Below are 14093 nucleotides of genomic sequence, written 5' to 3' on the forward strand. Positions count from 1 at the left end.
AGCGGAGTGACCTCCTTGAGTAGCGAGTAGCGATTCGTGATTAGCGAATAGCGATGTGGGTGTCTTGTATGACGCGGCGTGGTGTTTTTAACCCTGCCCTGTCATCACGACCAGACGCAGCGGCGGTAGCCGATGCGGAAGCGGAGCTACCTCCCTGAGCTTGGCGAATGGTGCTTCAACCTGCCAACCTGCAACCACCTAATTCATCGACTTCTGGCTCAGGATCTGGTCCAGCGTATTCAGCAGCGCGGTTTTGTGGAAGGGTTTGGGCAGGTAGGCGTCGAAGCCCTCGCGGAGGAGAAGCGCCCGGTCGCGGGGGGTGGCCATGGCGGTTACGGCCATGAACGGGACGTTCTGGTAGTGTTGGAGGGTGCGGAGTTGATGGAGGACGTCGACGCCGGAGGCGTCTTTGCCGAGGTTGATATCCAGCAAGACGGCGGTGAAATATTCCAGGTTCGCTTTTTCGATGGCCTCGGAAGCGGAGGACGCCATCTCGCACTCGAACCGGTCGCCCAGGACCAGCGCGAGGAGCCGGCGCGTGTCGTCGCTGTCGTCCACCACCAATAGGCGGGCGGTCCGGATGGGCGTCAGTTTGATCTCCTGGACTTTGATCGTGGGTGGCGGCGCCGGCGCTTCGTCATCCTGGTTGAGGAGGACGGAAAGCGCGTCGGAGAGCTGCTTGCCGCCGGCGCCGACGTACTGGGCCAGCTCGCGGTTTTCGTCGCGCAGCCGGTCGGCCAGGAGGTCGGCGAACCCGATGATGGAGGTCAGCGCGGTGCGGATTTCGTGGCGCTTCGAGAGCAGGCCGCCGAGCGGGGTCTTGAGGAGATGCTCGGGTTCGGGCGCCGGCTCGGGCCGTCGGGCCGCCTGCTGGAGGCCGCGGCGCATCTCCTCGACCTTCTTCACGAGGTCCCGGTTCAGGGCCAGGAGTTCCTTGTTCGTGTCGGTAAGGTCCTCGTTGCGCCGGGTCATGTCGCTGATCTGCCGGCGCAGGTCGTCGGCCTGGCCTATGATCGCCGCGTTTTCGGCGCGGACCTCATCGCGCGAATTCTGGAGGTCGTGGAGCATGGCGTGCAGCCGGGTTTTGAGCTGCGCGAGGTCGTTTTCCATCGACTCCAGGGCATGAGTCACGCTTTTGTTGGACTCCATATCGGTAGACTCGTTTTCCTCGATGGTCGCGTCGAAGAAGGTAACCTGCGCGCCCATCGTGGCGCCGTCATTCAGCGGCACGGGGCGGATTTGCAGGTGGACGGGGCGCGTTTCGCCGTTGATTTCGAAGGGGATGGCCTTGGATTTAAAGGTCTTGTTACGTTGGATGGCCTGTTCGAGCGCGGCCTTGAGATCCGCCCGGATGTCCGGGATGACGAGGTCGATCAAGTCCACCCGCAGGCTGTCGCCCGGCAGGTCGAGGAACCTATGGATCGGCCCGAACTGGTCCAGGATGCGCCCCTCGGCGTCGACGAGCAGCGACGGCTGGTTAGCCTGGTCCTGGATCTCGTCCTGCGAGGTCGACCGGGCTTCTTCCGGGGCTCCGGCTCTGATTTCCTTCGGGGCTTCTACGGGCATTGTGGCTTCGACCTTTACCTCGGCCGGCTCGGCGACCGTCAGGTCGGTATCGTTCAAATCGATCTCGACGCCCTCGTCGTCCTCATCCGCGGTGTCGGTCGGCAGCAACTCGATCGCCGCGCTTGGACGCGGAGGGGCGGGCTCCTGCTTGCCGGTCTCGGCTTTCCCCGGCGTCGCCGCGAACAACGGGACGGTCGATTTTTTCTGGAAGACGGACGTGGACCCACTCACCGGGATGAACCCCGGCAGTTCAAGCGCTTCGTCGGCCGGCTGGTCGAGTAGCAGGAAGCCCCCGGGGGCCAGGGCCTCGGAGAACTGGTTGACCACTTCGCTGGCTACGGCCTCGCTCAGCCTCGACAATACCTCGCTCGCGTAAATCGCGTGCAGGCCGTTGAGCGGCGGGGTGAGCATGGGGTTGTGGGAGAAGAAGTGGATGATCTTCTGGAGATCCTCCGCCACCGTATATTGCTCACCCTCGCGCCGGAAGAATCGATCGAGGTACAACGCCGGCAGGTGCGAGGCGATGCCGAGTCCGTAGATCCCCTTCCGGGCAAACGCCAGTGTCTCGGTATCGCTATCCGTGGCGATGATCTGGAGTTTCATGGACGACATCTGCTTCGCGGCGCGCTCCTGCAGGAGGATGGCGAACATCAGGGCTTCCTCGCCGCTGGCGCACTCGGGCACCCAGATCCGGCACGTCCCCTGGGTCGATGCCATCTCCATAATCCGGTGGAGGAGGGTTTCCTTCAGGCGCTGGAAAATACGGTTAGGCTTGTAGAACGAGGCGTTGCGAAACAGCAGTCGCTTGGCGAGAAAGCCGACTTCCGCCGGATAAGATTTCAGGATGCCGATGTATTGCGACAGGCTCCCCACCTGGTGGATGCGCATCCGCTGGGCAAAATGGGTCTCCAGGTACGCCGGCTTGTACACCCCGAAGTTGATCGCATACTGTTTCTCGAGGAGCGCGAACACCTGTTCGAGCAATTGCGCCTCGCGTTCGTCGCGCCAAAGGACGGGCCGCGCCGTCTCGGCCGAAGCGAGCCCCTTCAGGTAGCCGGCGAGGAGCGTGGCCATCTGCTGGGGGGAGACTACGGCGTCGACGAGCGTGCGGGCTTCGAGCGCCAGCGCGTCGTCCGGGGCGATGGGGCGGCCGGTGGCCTGGAAGATGACGCCCCCGGCGCTCCGCAATTGCTTCAGGCCAGCGAGGCCGTCGGCGAAGGCATCGTTGAAAAGGAGGGTGATCGTCTGCGTGTGCTCGCGCTCGGCGAAGGAGCGGAAGATCGCGTCGAGCGGCAGCTGCGAGGTGTCGAGCGATGCCGGCGCCACGGTCTGCAGGATGCCGTCGCGAACGACGATGTGTTTGCCCTGCGGCACCAGGTAGATGCACGCCTGGCGCAATTTCTCTTTGTTCTTGACCGCCACCGTTTCCAGTGGCGTCACGCCCAACAGGCTCTCGTCGAGCCGCTGCGTCGGGGACGAACCGCTGGAAAGCACAATAAACGGTGTTCGGCAGGAAGCCGGCAGCGCCTTGAAAAAAGCACGCAGCGCGTCGTAGCCCGATGGCGAAACGGCCACTGCGACGACGGAAGCCTGCGGCCGGACAGGCGTGAAGAGGTGATTGGCGACGAGTTCGAGCGGGGGGCGCGAGGACTTGTCGTGGGATTCCATAACGGCTATGCGACCGGATTCAATGGGCTCGGGTGCGGATGAGGGGCATCCTGTAAGTCGTTACACTACGCCGGCGTGCGGCAGCCTGCCTTCGTAATTAATAGACACCCGACGGGATACCACATGTCATCTCGACCGAAATTCCCGCGCGGCGGGAATGCAGCGGAGAGACCTCCAGAAAAATGGCGTTGTCGAAGCCCACAAAACAAAGCATGTGCCGCTTCCTGCGAAACGGCACATGGGGTAATCCAGTCTGAAAGCACCCGGAAGGCCTCAACGCACCAGCTTCTTATACCGGATTCGGTGGGGCTGGTCGGCCTCGATGCCCAGGACTTCGTGGCGGTGAGTCTCATATTGCGAGTAGTTGCCGTCGAACCACGTCACCACGCTATCCCCCTCGAAAGCCAGGATGTGCGTTGCAACCCGATCCAGGAACCAGCGATCATGCGAAATCACCACAGCGCAGCCGACGAATGCCTCGAGCGCTTCCTCCAGCGCGCGGAGGGTGTTGACGTCGAGGTCGTTCGTGGGCTCGTCCAGTAGCAACACGTTGCAGCTTTCGCGGAGCGTCTTCGCGAGGTGGACGCGGTTGCGTTCCCCGCCCGAGAGCTGACCGACGCGTTTCTGCTGGTCGCTGCCGGCGAAATTGAAGCGGCCCACGTAGGCGCGCGAGTTCATCTCCCGGTTGCCCACTTGCAGGAGCTCCATGCCGCCGGAGATCTCTTCCCAGATCGTTTTGTCGGGGTCGAGCGGCCGGTTCTGATCCACATAGCCCAGCTTTACCGTCTCCCCGATCCGGAAGGAGCCGCTGTCGGGCTTTTCCTGGCCGGTGATCATCCGGAAGAGCGTCGTCTTGCCAGCGCCGTTCGGGCCGATCACACCGATGATGCCGCCCGGAGGCAGGGCGAAGTTGAGGTTCTCGAAGAGCAATCGATCCCCATATCCCTTCGCCACGTTGGTGGCTTCGATGACCAGGTTGCCGAGGCGCGGTCCGGGTGGAATCGGGATTTCGATATCCTCGTTGCGTTTCTCCTGCTGGTCGGCCACCATCTTCTCGTACGAGGAGATACGGGCCTTGCTCTTCGCGTGGCGCCCTTTGGGAGACGTCCGAATCCACTCCAGCTCTCGGGCGAGTGTTTTCTGCAGCTTCGAAGCTTGCTTTTCCTCGAGCGCGAGGCGTTTGCCCTTCAGCTCCAGCCAGGTCGAATAGTTGCCCTCGAACGGGATGCCGCTACCGCGGTCGAGCTCCAGGATCCAGCCGGCTACGTTGTCCAGAAAGTACCTATCGTGGGTGACGGCGATGACCGTGCCGGGATACCGGGCCAGGTGCTGTTCGAGCCAGGAGATCGACTCGGCGTCCAGATGGTTGGTCGGCTCGTCGAGCAGGAGCACGTCCGGCTCCTGAAGCAGCAGCCGGCAGAGCGCCACGCGCCGGCGTTCGCCGCCGGAGAGCACTTTGACGGACGATTCCGGCGGGGGACAACGGAGGGCGTCCATCGCCATCTCGAGTTTGCTCTGGATGTCCCACCCGTTCAGATGGTCGATCTTGTCCTGCAACTTCGCCTGCTCGTCCATGAGCTTGTCAAAGTCGGCATCCGGCTCGGAGAATTTAGCGCTCACCTCCTCGTACGCCTTCAACAGGCCGACGACATGCCGCGCGCCCTCCTCGACGATCTCGCGGACCGTGCGATCGGGATCCAGCTCGGGCTCCTGGGACAGGTAGCCGAAGGTGGTGCCTTTTTTGACCTCGATCGTGCCGAGGTAGTCTGTGTCAAGCCCCGCGATGATCTTGAGCAGGGTGCTCTTCCCGGAGCCGTTCAACCCCAATACGCCGATCTTGGCGCCGTAGTAGAACGAGAGGTTGATGTTCTTCAGAACTTGCTTGCTGGGTTTATGGATCTTGCCCACGCCCAACATGGAGAAAATAATCTTGGTATCGCTCAAGGGTAATAGGTTTCAGGTTGGCAAGTTGCAGGTTCCAGGTTGTCGCTGGGGACTGGCCCAAGAGCCATTGGTCTGGAAGGATCTGATGGTTGAGTGTCAGGCGAGAATTGTCCTGAGCCGGCCCTCATACGCACATGACGCATTTGGGTGCCCTGGAGACGTTGAACGTTCGGGCATGGAGCGTTAGCACGTTGACGGGCCTGGTGTTATAGACGTGATAACGTGCAACGTATCAACGTTCAATCGGTACCTCACAGCCTCGTATTCACCACATTGTTATAGATGGACCCGAACGTGTAACTCAGGCCGACGGAACTGGTGAAGCCGTAGGTGGTGGCGAGTTGCCGGCGCTGGAGGAGCAGGTCCTCGAGATTGGTATCGCCCTTGGGCAGGTAGAGCTGGTCGTGGATGAATTCGAGCCCGCTGGAGAGGCGGACGGAGAGCCCGCGGGTGAGGCGAACGGAGACGTTGCCCGATACCTCGATCCGGTTTTTGGAGGGGTCGTGCATGTACTGAGAGCCCAGGATCCGCGCGTTCGTCTCGCCCCAGGTCTCTTTAAGTCGCAGCCTGGCCTCGAGGGAGTGGCGGAGGAGCGATTCTACGTCCTTATCGAAGATCGTCGGCTCGGCGTAGTCCTGGTAGATGTAGGACAACCGGTACGCGAAGGTGAACTCGCGGCGGGTGGACTCGTCGTACGGGTAGATGTTGTACTCCAACGCCGGCCCCGTCGAGACGCCCAGGTCGGTGTTGTTAAACGTCGAGGTGCTCGCCGATCCCGAAACACCCAACGACCAGTGATCGGTCAGGCTGCGCACGAACGAGGCCCATGCACCCGAACGCAAGGAGTTGCTTTCAATCGTGTCGCCATCATCCTTGAAACGCCTCAGGTCGCGGTTGTCATACACCTGCATCTGGATGCTCATCTCCTCGGTCACGCGGTCCGCCGAGACGGATGAGCTGTACTGGAAGATGTCCCGCGAAGCCTCGCTGCTAACGTAGCCGTTCCCGTTAATCCTGAACACCCAGAAATTCCACGGGTCGTCGACGGGCTGCGCCTCGATGGCCTCGGAATCGTCGAAGTCGATCTGGATTCGGGCCCCAAGGGGCGTCCGCGCCATGTAGGGCATCAGACCGAGCATGATCTGGTGGGAGAGGCCGCGGCGGATCTCCTCGGAGGTGTCGTTCTGGATGGTGTTGTACAGCAGGGTCTGCTGGAGATCGGCGAAACGCCCCCGCCCGATGTAGTTGATTGTGTAGGCCTGGCCGCCGCTGCCCGTACGCAGATTGGTGATCAGCACATGCACATCCGCCGCCTCTTTGTCGCGCACATGGTTCACGAACTGGATCGACTGCCGGAGGTACATCTGGTCACACGCGTCGCAGTCGAAGAAAATGGCGGGAATGGCTTTATTGCAGGGGTCGGGGTCGCCGGCCGGGCAGTCGTCGGGCGTCGTACGGTCTAACGTGAGGGCATCGTATCGGTTAAAAGCGACTTGCGGAGCGTATGCGAGGGCCGGATTGTCGGATATCGTGGCCGAAAGCGCGATCAACGCGAAGAGAATCACCGTTTTTTCCATCGTCATCAATTCCTTGCGGGCAAACGGGTTAGGGGTGACGGGCGAAGTGCAACATAAATCATTTTGCCTGTACCGGCTCCCTCTCCCGCAAAAAAATTACGCGATTTTAACAAATCCAGATCGCCGCCTCACGCCGTCGCTTTTTTCACCCGCCAGCTCCGCTTCTTGAGCATGTCCAGCAGCACCGCCACCAGGATCACCATGCCCAACACCACCTTCTGGGTGTAGCTCTCGACACCGGTGAGGTTCATCCCGTTCTGGATCACGGCAATGATGAGGGCGCCGACGAGGGTCCCCATGATCCGGCCCTCCCCGCCGGCCAGGCTGGTGCCGCCCACCACGACGGCGGCGATGACGTACAGTTCATACAACAACCCGTACGTCGGCGCCCCGCTTTTGAGCTGCGAGGCCTGGACGATCCCGCCAAGGCCGGCAAGCATCCCGCCCACCGTATAGACGAAAAGTAACACGCTGTTCACCCGGATGCCGGACAGCCGCGCCGCCTCGGGGTTGCCGCCGACGGCGTAAATGTACCGCCCGAGCGTCGTCCGGGTCATCAGGATGTGCGCCAGCAGATAAATCACGGCCATCAGGATGACGGCGTTGGGGATGGAGAACAGATCGGCGCCGCGGCCCAGCCATACGTACGAATCCGGCACTTCGTAAATCGATTCGCCCCGGCTGATGATGTACGCGAACCCGCTCGCCACGAGCATCACGGCCAGCGTCGTGATAAACGGCGGCACCTTGAATTGCGTGATCGTCATGCCCGACACAAAGCCCACCATGCCGCACATCAGGATGGCTGACACGGAGGCGAACAGCATCACGCCCAGCGATGCGTCTGCGCCGCCCATCGCGCGGATGATCCAGGCCGCCACGACGGCCGAGAGCGCGATCAGGCTACCGACGGAGAGGTCGATGCCGGCCGTGATGATCACCATCGTCATCCCCACCGCCAGGATGGCGATGACGACGATCTGGTTGGCCACGTTGCGCAGGTTGTTCGCGAGCAAAAACGTGGGCCAGCGGTAGCTGCGCGGGGCCGTGATCTTCGCGCCGGCGAGCGGCGGGATGCGCGAGGTGATATTGCCCACGATCGTAGCATAATCCTGCGGGGTCCCGATCGCCGCCACGGCGACGCCTGTCGCCGCCAGGGCCTCCAATCCTTCCCGAATCTCTGTCGGCTCGCCGCGGACGACGCCGGTAACCGGCACGCCGGCGTCGCGCAACATCGCCCCGAGGGCGTCGGCGAATTGTTGATGCTCGGCGTTCGCTTTGGTCACCAGAACCACCGCGCCCTCGCCGGCGGCCTCCCGCAGGTCATCCGCGATCGCCGCCGCCGCATCCGCCCCACGCGGGTTCTGCTCCGCCATCGTCATAAACGCATAAAACAGGCACAGCGCTAGCAGCACGAGGACCATGCCGTAGCGGGAGAGAAGGGCGGAGAGGTTGGGCATACACGCGGTGAAACGTTTTATCGTTGAACGTTTAAGGAACTGTTGGGACTACCACAACCCAAGGCTGAGTCATCCCCGCGAAAGCGGGGATCCAGCCATAAGATTGGCATTTTTCTGGGTCCCCGCCTTCGCGGGGATGACTTGCTCCTTATGCATTATGCAAATCTTGACAGTTTCTAAAGGTCCAGCGATGGGGCGATTGGCAATAGGTACAAGCATGTTGTGGCGCAAATTCTTGACTCCTGAGAACGTTCAACGAAATAACGTTCAACGTTTTTATGCCACCGCCAGCGCCATCACCTCCTCCTGCGTGGCGCGGCGGACGTCGGCGATTTCGCCGTTGATGCGGCCCTGGTGCATCACGAGCACCCGGTCGCTCATCCCGAGCACTTCGGGCAGTTCGGAGGAGATCATGAGGATCGCCTTGCCGGCCCGGGCGAGTTCGTTCATCAGGAGGTAGATCTCGTACTTGGCGCCTACGTCGATGCCGCGGGTGGGCTCGTCGAAGATGATCACGTCCGAGTTCGACTCCAGCCAGCGCGCCAGCAGCACCTTCTGCTGGTTGCCGCCGGAGAGGTTGCGGACGAGCTGGTCCTGGTGGGAGAGTTTGATGTTGATGCTACCGATATATTCGGCGAAGCGGGCGCGCTCCTCCTTGCCGGCGATGAAGCCGCGCCGCGACCAGTGCCCGAGGTTCGGCAGCGCGAAGTTCTCGCGCGAGGACAGCCCCAGCACGAGGCCCTGCGCCTTCCGGTCCTCGGTGAGCAGGCAGATGCCCTGGCGGATGGCGTCCTGCGGCGAACGGATGCGCAGCGGCCGGCCGTCGAGCACGATCTCGCCCTTCGCCGCCCGGTCCGCCCCGAAAATCAGTCGCGCGAGTTCCGTCCGCCCGGCGCCGACCAGTCCCGTCAGCCCGACGATTTCGCCGCGGCGGACAACAAACGACACGCCGGGCTCGTTTAGCGTCCGCGCCAGGCCGCGCACCTCCAGTCGCACGTCGCCCACGGGGTGGCTCACCTTGGGAAACTCGTTGTCGATCGAGCGGCCCACCATCATCTCGATCAGGGCCTCGCGATTCACATCCGCCACAGGGCGGGTGTCGATGTAGGCTCCATCGCGTAGCACCGTCACGCGGTCGGCAATCGCAAAGATCTCGTTGAGCCGGTGGCTGATGTAGATGATCCCGATGCCCTGCGCCTGGAGGTCCCGGATGATGGCGAAGAGGGTGTCGACTTCCTGGTTGGTGAGCGCGGCGCTCGGCTCGTCCATCACCAGGATCCGGGCCCCCAGCGAAAGCGCTTTTGCGATTTCGACGAGCTGCTGCTGCGCGACGCTCAGTGTGGCGCAGACGGCGGACGGGTCGATGTGAATCCGCATCCGGGCGAACAGCGCCTCGGTGGTTTGCCGCTCCTCCTTAGGGGAGAAGAACCCGAAGCGGGCTTTTTCGTGGCCGAGGAGGATGTTTTCCTGGACGGTGAGGCCTGGGATCAGGTTAAATTCCTGGTAGATGACCGCGATGCCGGCGCGCTGTGCCTCCAGCGGGTTCGCGAATCGCCGGGCGACGCCGTCAATCGTGATCGCGCCGGCATCCGGCGCGTGTACGCCGGCGAGCACCTTGATGAGCGTGCTTTTGCCGGCGCCGTTTTCGCCGACGACGGCCAGCACCTCGCCCCGGTGGAGGTCCAGCCGGACACCCTTCAGCGCGTACACGCCCGGAAACGATTTTTCGATACCCTCCATCGCCAGGAGGGGCGCCCCTTCCGCCATGGTCATGCCTTTATTCCGCGATCCTATTATTCCGCTATTGTAGCATCAGCCTGGGCGTCGGCCTGGCGGTAGAGGGTGGCGGGGATGAGCTGCTCCGCTGGCGTGGCCTCGCCGGCCATGTAGGCGCGGATGGACGCGATGGTCATCGCGCCGATCTGGCGGGGGTGCTGGATCACGTCGGCGTAGATCTTCCCGTCGCGGATGGCCTTGCGGGCCTCGGCCGTCCCGTCAAATCCGACCACCTGGACGGTGCCGGATTTGCCGGCTTTTTCGATCGCCGCCACCGCGCCGAGCGCCGTGTCGTCGTTGATCGCGAAGATTACGTCGAGGTTCGGGTGGGCCTGGAGGATGTCCTCGGCCACCTTAAACGCCCGGTCTTTGGTGCCGCCGCCTGTAAGTTGGGCCACGACTTCGATTGTCGCGCCTGCCGTATTCGCTGCGTTGATGACCTCGTGGAAGCCTGTGGTGCGCTGGATGACCGACTCGACCTCCGGGTGGTCGATGATGGCCACCTGGCCGCTCGTCCCGAGCACCTCCATCACCGCCTCGGCCGCGAGCCGGCCGCCGGCGTAGTTGTCCGTCGCGATGTGGGTGACGATGCTCACCCCATCCGCCAGCGCCGCGATGTCCGCCGTAAAGACGGGGATGCCGGCGGCGTTCGCCTCCTGGATCGCCGTGCCGATGGCCTTTGAATCCGCCGGGCTCAGCACGATCGCGTCGACGCCCTGGACGATGAAGTTCGAGAGCTGGTCCTTCTGCTTCGCGACGTCGAACTCGGTGGAGACGACCGTCACCTTCATGCCGTATTTGGCGCCCTCTTCCTCCAGGCCGGCGGCCAGGTTCTGGAAAAACGGATGGGTCATGGTGAGGAGGGAGACGCCGACGGTCACCTCGTCCGCCGCTGGGGCGGAGGTGTCACCGCTGCCTTGCGGGCCGCAGGCGGGGAGGGTGAGGAGGAGGGCGAAAAGGAAATAGAGGCGGGTGCGCATGGTTGGCTGGGTGGTGGATGACTCAAGACATACTACTTGGGGTCATCCTGAGCCGCCGCGATGGAATCGCGGAGCGTCGAAGGACCCCCCGACCCACCGTGATTCGCGTGTCGCGCGGTCGATCCGAGAGGTCCCCCCGCCTTCGCGGGGGCAGGCTTTCGACAAGCTCAGGATGACGGTGGGTGCAAGATATTCATTTTTTCGAAAGATAACCGCATCCGCTTCGCCTTTTACCGATCCCTCGCGTGCAAACCTCGCATACGGTATATTAGAGCCGTCACGCTCCACCTCACCCAGACACGACTCGGATGAACCCGCGTTCCTTCTTCGCCGGCCTCTTCGTCGCCGCGCTCCTTGTTGTCGCCGTCCGCCCGGCACTCGCCCAGACGGTCGACGTCAGCGCCATGAGCGAGGACCAGCTCCGCGCCCACGCCACTGCCATCCACGCGCGCGTGCTCACGCTGGACACCCACGACGACATCGAGTCGAATTTCGCGACGGCCGAGGTCGACCCCGGCGTCCGCGGGCCGCGGCAGGTCGATCTCCCCAAGATGCGCGACGGCAAGCTGGATGTCGGCACCTTCATCGTCTACGTGGGCCAGACGGAGCGCACGCCGGCGAACTACGACAAGGCGAAGGCCGACGCCATGACCAAGTTCGATGCGATCCACCGCATGGCCGAGCAGATGTACCCGGCTGAAATCGAAATCGCCTACACGGCGGACGATGTCGAGCGCATCCACAAAAGCGGCAAGTTGGTGGCTGTGATCGCTATCGAAAACGGCTACGTGATCGGGCAGGACCTCTCGCTGGTCGAGAAGTACCAGCAGCTCGGCGCCCGGTACATGACGCTCACGCACAACGGGCACAACGACATCGGCGACTCCGCCAACCCCCGGGCCAACCTCGGCGACGATGGTGATGAACACAGCGGGCTTTCGGCCTTCGGCGAGGAGGTCGTGCGCGAAATGAACCGGGTGGGCATCATGGTGGACATCTCCCACACCTCCAAGAAGTCGTCCCTCCACGCCGCCCGCGTCTCCCGTGCCCCCATCATCGCCTCACACTCCAGCGTAAAAGCCCTCTGCAACGTCCCCCGCAACATGGACGACGAAACGATGCTGGCCCTCAAAGCCACCGGCGGGGTGATGAACATCGTCGCGCTCGATTCCTTCCTGAAGCAAGATTCGCCGGAAAAGACCAGGGCGATCGATGACCTCCGCGCCGAGTACGGCCTGACGGGTTTCGGGGGACTACAGGGCCTTAGCGACGAGCAGCGCGCCGGCTACCGGCAGAAGCTGGCCGCCGTCGAAAAACAGCACCCGGGGCCGACCATGCAGGACTTCGTCGACCACATCGACTACGCCGTGAAGCTGATCGGCATCGACCATGTCGGCATCAGCTCCGACTTCGACGGCGGCGGCGGCATCACCGGCTGGCTGGACGCCTCCGAGACCCCGAACGTCACCCTCGAACTCGTCCGCCGCGGCTACTCCGAAGAAGCGATCGGGAAACTGTGGAGCGGGAATCTGCTGCGGGTCTGGCGCGAGGTCGAGCGGGTGGCGGGGGAGATGTGATCCCCTCACGCATTCGCCATTTCGTCGGTGTAGCGGGCCAGGGTGCGGCGGAGGTCGTCCAGGGTAATCGGCTTGAGGATGAAGTCGTTCATGCCGGCGGCGAGGCACTCGTTGAAGGCATTCGTCCACGTCATCGCGCTGGCGGCGATCATCCAGGGCTCTTCGTAGCCGGTGATCGCGCGGATGCGGCGGGCGGTTTCGAGGCCGTCCATGCCGGGCATGGCGATATCGATCAGGATGATACAAAAGCCTTCTTTCGATACCGCCCTCAGCGCCTCCTCGCCGGAGCGGGCGATTTCGGCGCTGTAGCCGAGTATCCGCATCAAATGCCGCATGAGCTCCTGATGGAGGGGGTAGTCGTCGACGACGAGTACGCGAGGTAAGGATTCTGTAGTCATGGGGTCGTGCGCTATCGGCGGGGGGCCTGTGATACATCCACCGCAATCGGGCGTAACCCCCATCGGAGGGGGCGTCGGATCTGGATGGGTCGGCGCCGGGAGAGGAGACCTAGGGGTAGGCGCGTTCACTGATGCTTCACAAAAACGGTGCCGACTCTACGGAATTCGTCCGGCTTCCGTTTGACGCGCGCAGGCGGGCGCGGTACCTTAGCCGGCGCCGTTTCTCCATTCGTCATCCAACAACCCCTTTTACATGTCAGCAGGACAGCAGTATTACGATAAAACCCTCGCCCTCCTCCAGCAGATCGAGGCCACGCAGCCGCCGAACATCGACGCCGCGGCCGAGATCTGCGCGAACGCCATCTCAAAAGGCGGGCTCGTGTTTCTTTTTGGCGCCGGCCACTCCCGCATGATGTGCGAGGAGATCACCCCGCGCCAGGGCGGGTTCGTGGGCTTTGTCGCGTTTGTCGAACTAGCCGTTTCGAACCATGCCTCGATCGTCGGGATGAACGGACTGCGCGGTCCGCTCCACCTCGAAAAGGTCGAGGGCTATGCGGAAGAGTTGCTGAAAGGCTTTAAATTTGGTCCGAACGACGCGTTTATCTTGATCTCGACGAGCGGTATCCGGCCGTTGATTGTTGAGATGGCGATGGGCGCGAAGCAACGCGGGATGCCGGTGATCGCGATGGTGTCTCGGCCGCACTGCGAGCAGTCGAAGCCGGCACACTCCTCCGGCAAGAAGCTGATCGACCTCGCCGACGTCGTACTCGACAACCACTGCCCCCCGGGCGATTGTATCCTCGAGCTCGAAGGTCTGGAGTGGCGCACCGGCCCGACCTCCACCATTACCGGGGGGATGATCATGAACATGCTCCGCGTCGAAACCGCCGAAAAACTCCTCGCCCGCGGCGTCAAACCCGAACTCCTCCCCAGCCACCAGTTCATCGGCAACGACCCCGCCGAAGAGCAGCTGGAGCGGTTCTACGAGGGGTACCGGAAGAGCCTGGCGCACCTTTATCGCTAACGCGATAAAGGTGCGGGTTACAGGTTGTCAGGTTACAGGTTACAGGTTGTTCGTTTCTATTAACCTGCAACCAGCCCACCTGCAACCAGCCCACCTGCAACCAGCCCACCTGCAACCAGCCCA

General features: G+C 62.9%; 9 protein-coding genes. 2 read left to right on the forward strand and 7 right to left on the reverse strand.

The window, feature by feature from the left end:
* Window positions 1–198 precede the first annotated feature (198 nt).
* From SH809_17975 to SH809_18000, 6 genes are all read right to left on the reverse strand, one after another.
* Window positions 199–3234, reverse strand: coding sequence for a CheR family methyltransferase (locus SH809_17975; GenBank protein MDZ4701605.1), 3036 nt, complete (start codon window positions 3232–3234; stop codon window positions 199–201).
* A 273-nt stretch (window positions 3235–3507) separates the two neighbouring features.
* Window positions 3508–5178, reverse strand: a complete 1671-nt coding sequence (ettA, locus tag SH809_17980) for an energy-dependent translational throttle protein EttA (protein MDZ4701606.1) — start codon at window positions 5176–5178, stop codon at window positions 3508–3510.
* Window positions 5179–5429: 251 nt separating this feature from the next.
* Complete coding sequence (locus tag SH809_17985) at window positions 5430–6761, reverse strand: hypothetical protein (GenBank protein MDZ4701607.1); 1332 nt, start codon at window positions 6759–6761, stop codon at window positions 5430–5432.
* Window positions 6762–6883: 122 nt separating this feature from the next.
* The gene (locus SH809_17990; GenBank protein MDZ4701608.1) at window positions 6884–8215 is read right to left on the reverse strand and encodes an ABC transporter permease; all 1332 of its coding nucleotides are present in this window, start codon (window positions 8213–8215) and stop codon (window positions 6884–6886) included.
* 276 nt (window positions 8216–8491) lie between these two features.
* Window positions 8492–9988, reverse strand: coding sequence for a sugar ABC transporter ATP-binding protein (locus SH809_17995; protein MDZ4701609.1), 1497 nt, complete (start codon window positions 9986–9988; stop codon window positions 8492–8494).
* A gap of 20 nt (window positions 9989–10008) precedes the next feature.
* Window positions 10009–10971 carry a substrate-binding domain-containing protein gene (locus tag SH809_18000; protein ID MDZ4701610.1) on the reverse strand — a complete coding sequence of 321 codons (963 nt, stop codon included), beginning with the start codon at window positions 10969–10971 and terminating at the stop codon, window positions 10009–10011.
* Between the two features lie 308 nt (window positions 10972–11279).
* Between SH809_18000 and SH809_18005 the strand changes: the two genes are divergently transcribed.
* Window positions 11280–12548, forward strand: a complete 1269-nt coding sequence (locus tag SH809_18005; GenBank protein MDZ4701611.1) for a dipeptidase — start codon at window positions 11280–11282, stop codon at window positions 12546–12548.
* Window positions 12549–12553: 5 nt separating this feature from the next.
* Here the strand turns inward: SH809_18005 and SH809_18010 are convergent, their stop codons facing one another.
* A complete protein-coding gene (locus tag SH809_18010) occupies window positions 12554–12946 on the reverse strand; it encodes a response regulator (GenBank protein MDZ4701612.1) in 393 nt (130 codons plus the stop codon).
* A gap of 253 nt (window positions 12947–13199) precedes the next feature.
* Here SH809_18010 and SH809_18015 point away from each other — a divergent pair, with 253 nt between their 5' ends.
* Window positions 13200–13970, forward strand: a complete 771-nt coding sequence (locus SH809_18015) for an SIS domain-containing protein (GenBank protein ID MDZ4701613.1) — start codon at window positions 13200–13202, stop codon at window positions 13968–13970.
* The last annotated feature ends 123 nt before the right edge of the window (window positions 13971–14093 follow it).

The organism is Rhodothermales bacterium, from assembly GCA_034439735.1.
Lineage (GTDB): Bacteria > Bacteroidota > Rhodothermia > Rhodothermales > JAHQVL01 > JAWKNW01.

Excerpts from the sequence above, each read along its gene's own strand:
- SH809_17975 (MDZ4701605.1), bottom strand. The coding sequence starts at position 3,234 with ATGGAATCCCACGACAAGTCCTCGCGCCCCCCGCTCGAACTCGTCGCC.
- SH809_17985 (MDZ4701607.1), bottom strand. The coding sequence starts at position 6,761 with ATGACGATGGAAAAAACGGTGATTCTCTTCGCGTTGATCGCGCTTTCG.
- SH809_17990 (MDZ4701608.1), bottom strand. The coding sequence starts at position 8,215 with ATGCCCAACCTCTCCGCCCTTCTCTCCCGCTACGGCATGGTCCTCGTG.
- SH809_17995 (MDZ4701609.1), bottom strand. The coding sequence starts at position 9,988 with ATGACCATGGCGGAAGGGGCGCCCCTCCTGGCGATGGAGGGTATCGAA.
- SH809_18000 (MDZ4701610.1), bottom strand. The coding sequence starts at position 10,971 with ATGCGCACCCGCCTCTATTTCCTTTTCGCCCTCCTCCTCACCCTCCCC.
- SH809_18005 (MDZ4701611.1), top strand. The coding sequence starts at position 11,280 with ATGAACCCGCGTTCCTTCTTCGCCGGCCTCTTCGTCGCCGCGCTCCTT.
- SH809_18010 (MDZ4701612.1), bottom strand. The coding sequence starts at position 12,946 with ATGACTACAGAATCCTTACCTCGCGTACTCGTCGTCGACGACTACCCC.
- SH809_18015 (MDZ4701613.1), top strand. The coding sequence starts at position 13,200 with ATGTCAGCAGGACAGCAGTATTACGATAAAACCCTCGCCCTCCTCCAG.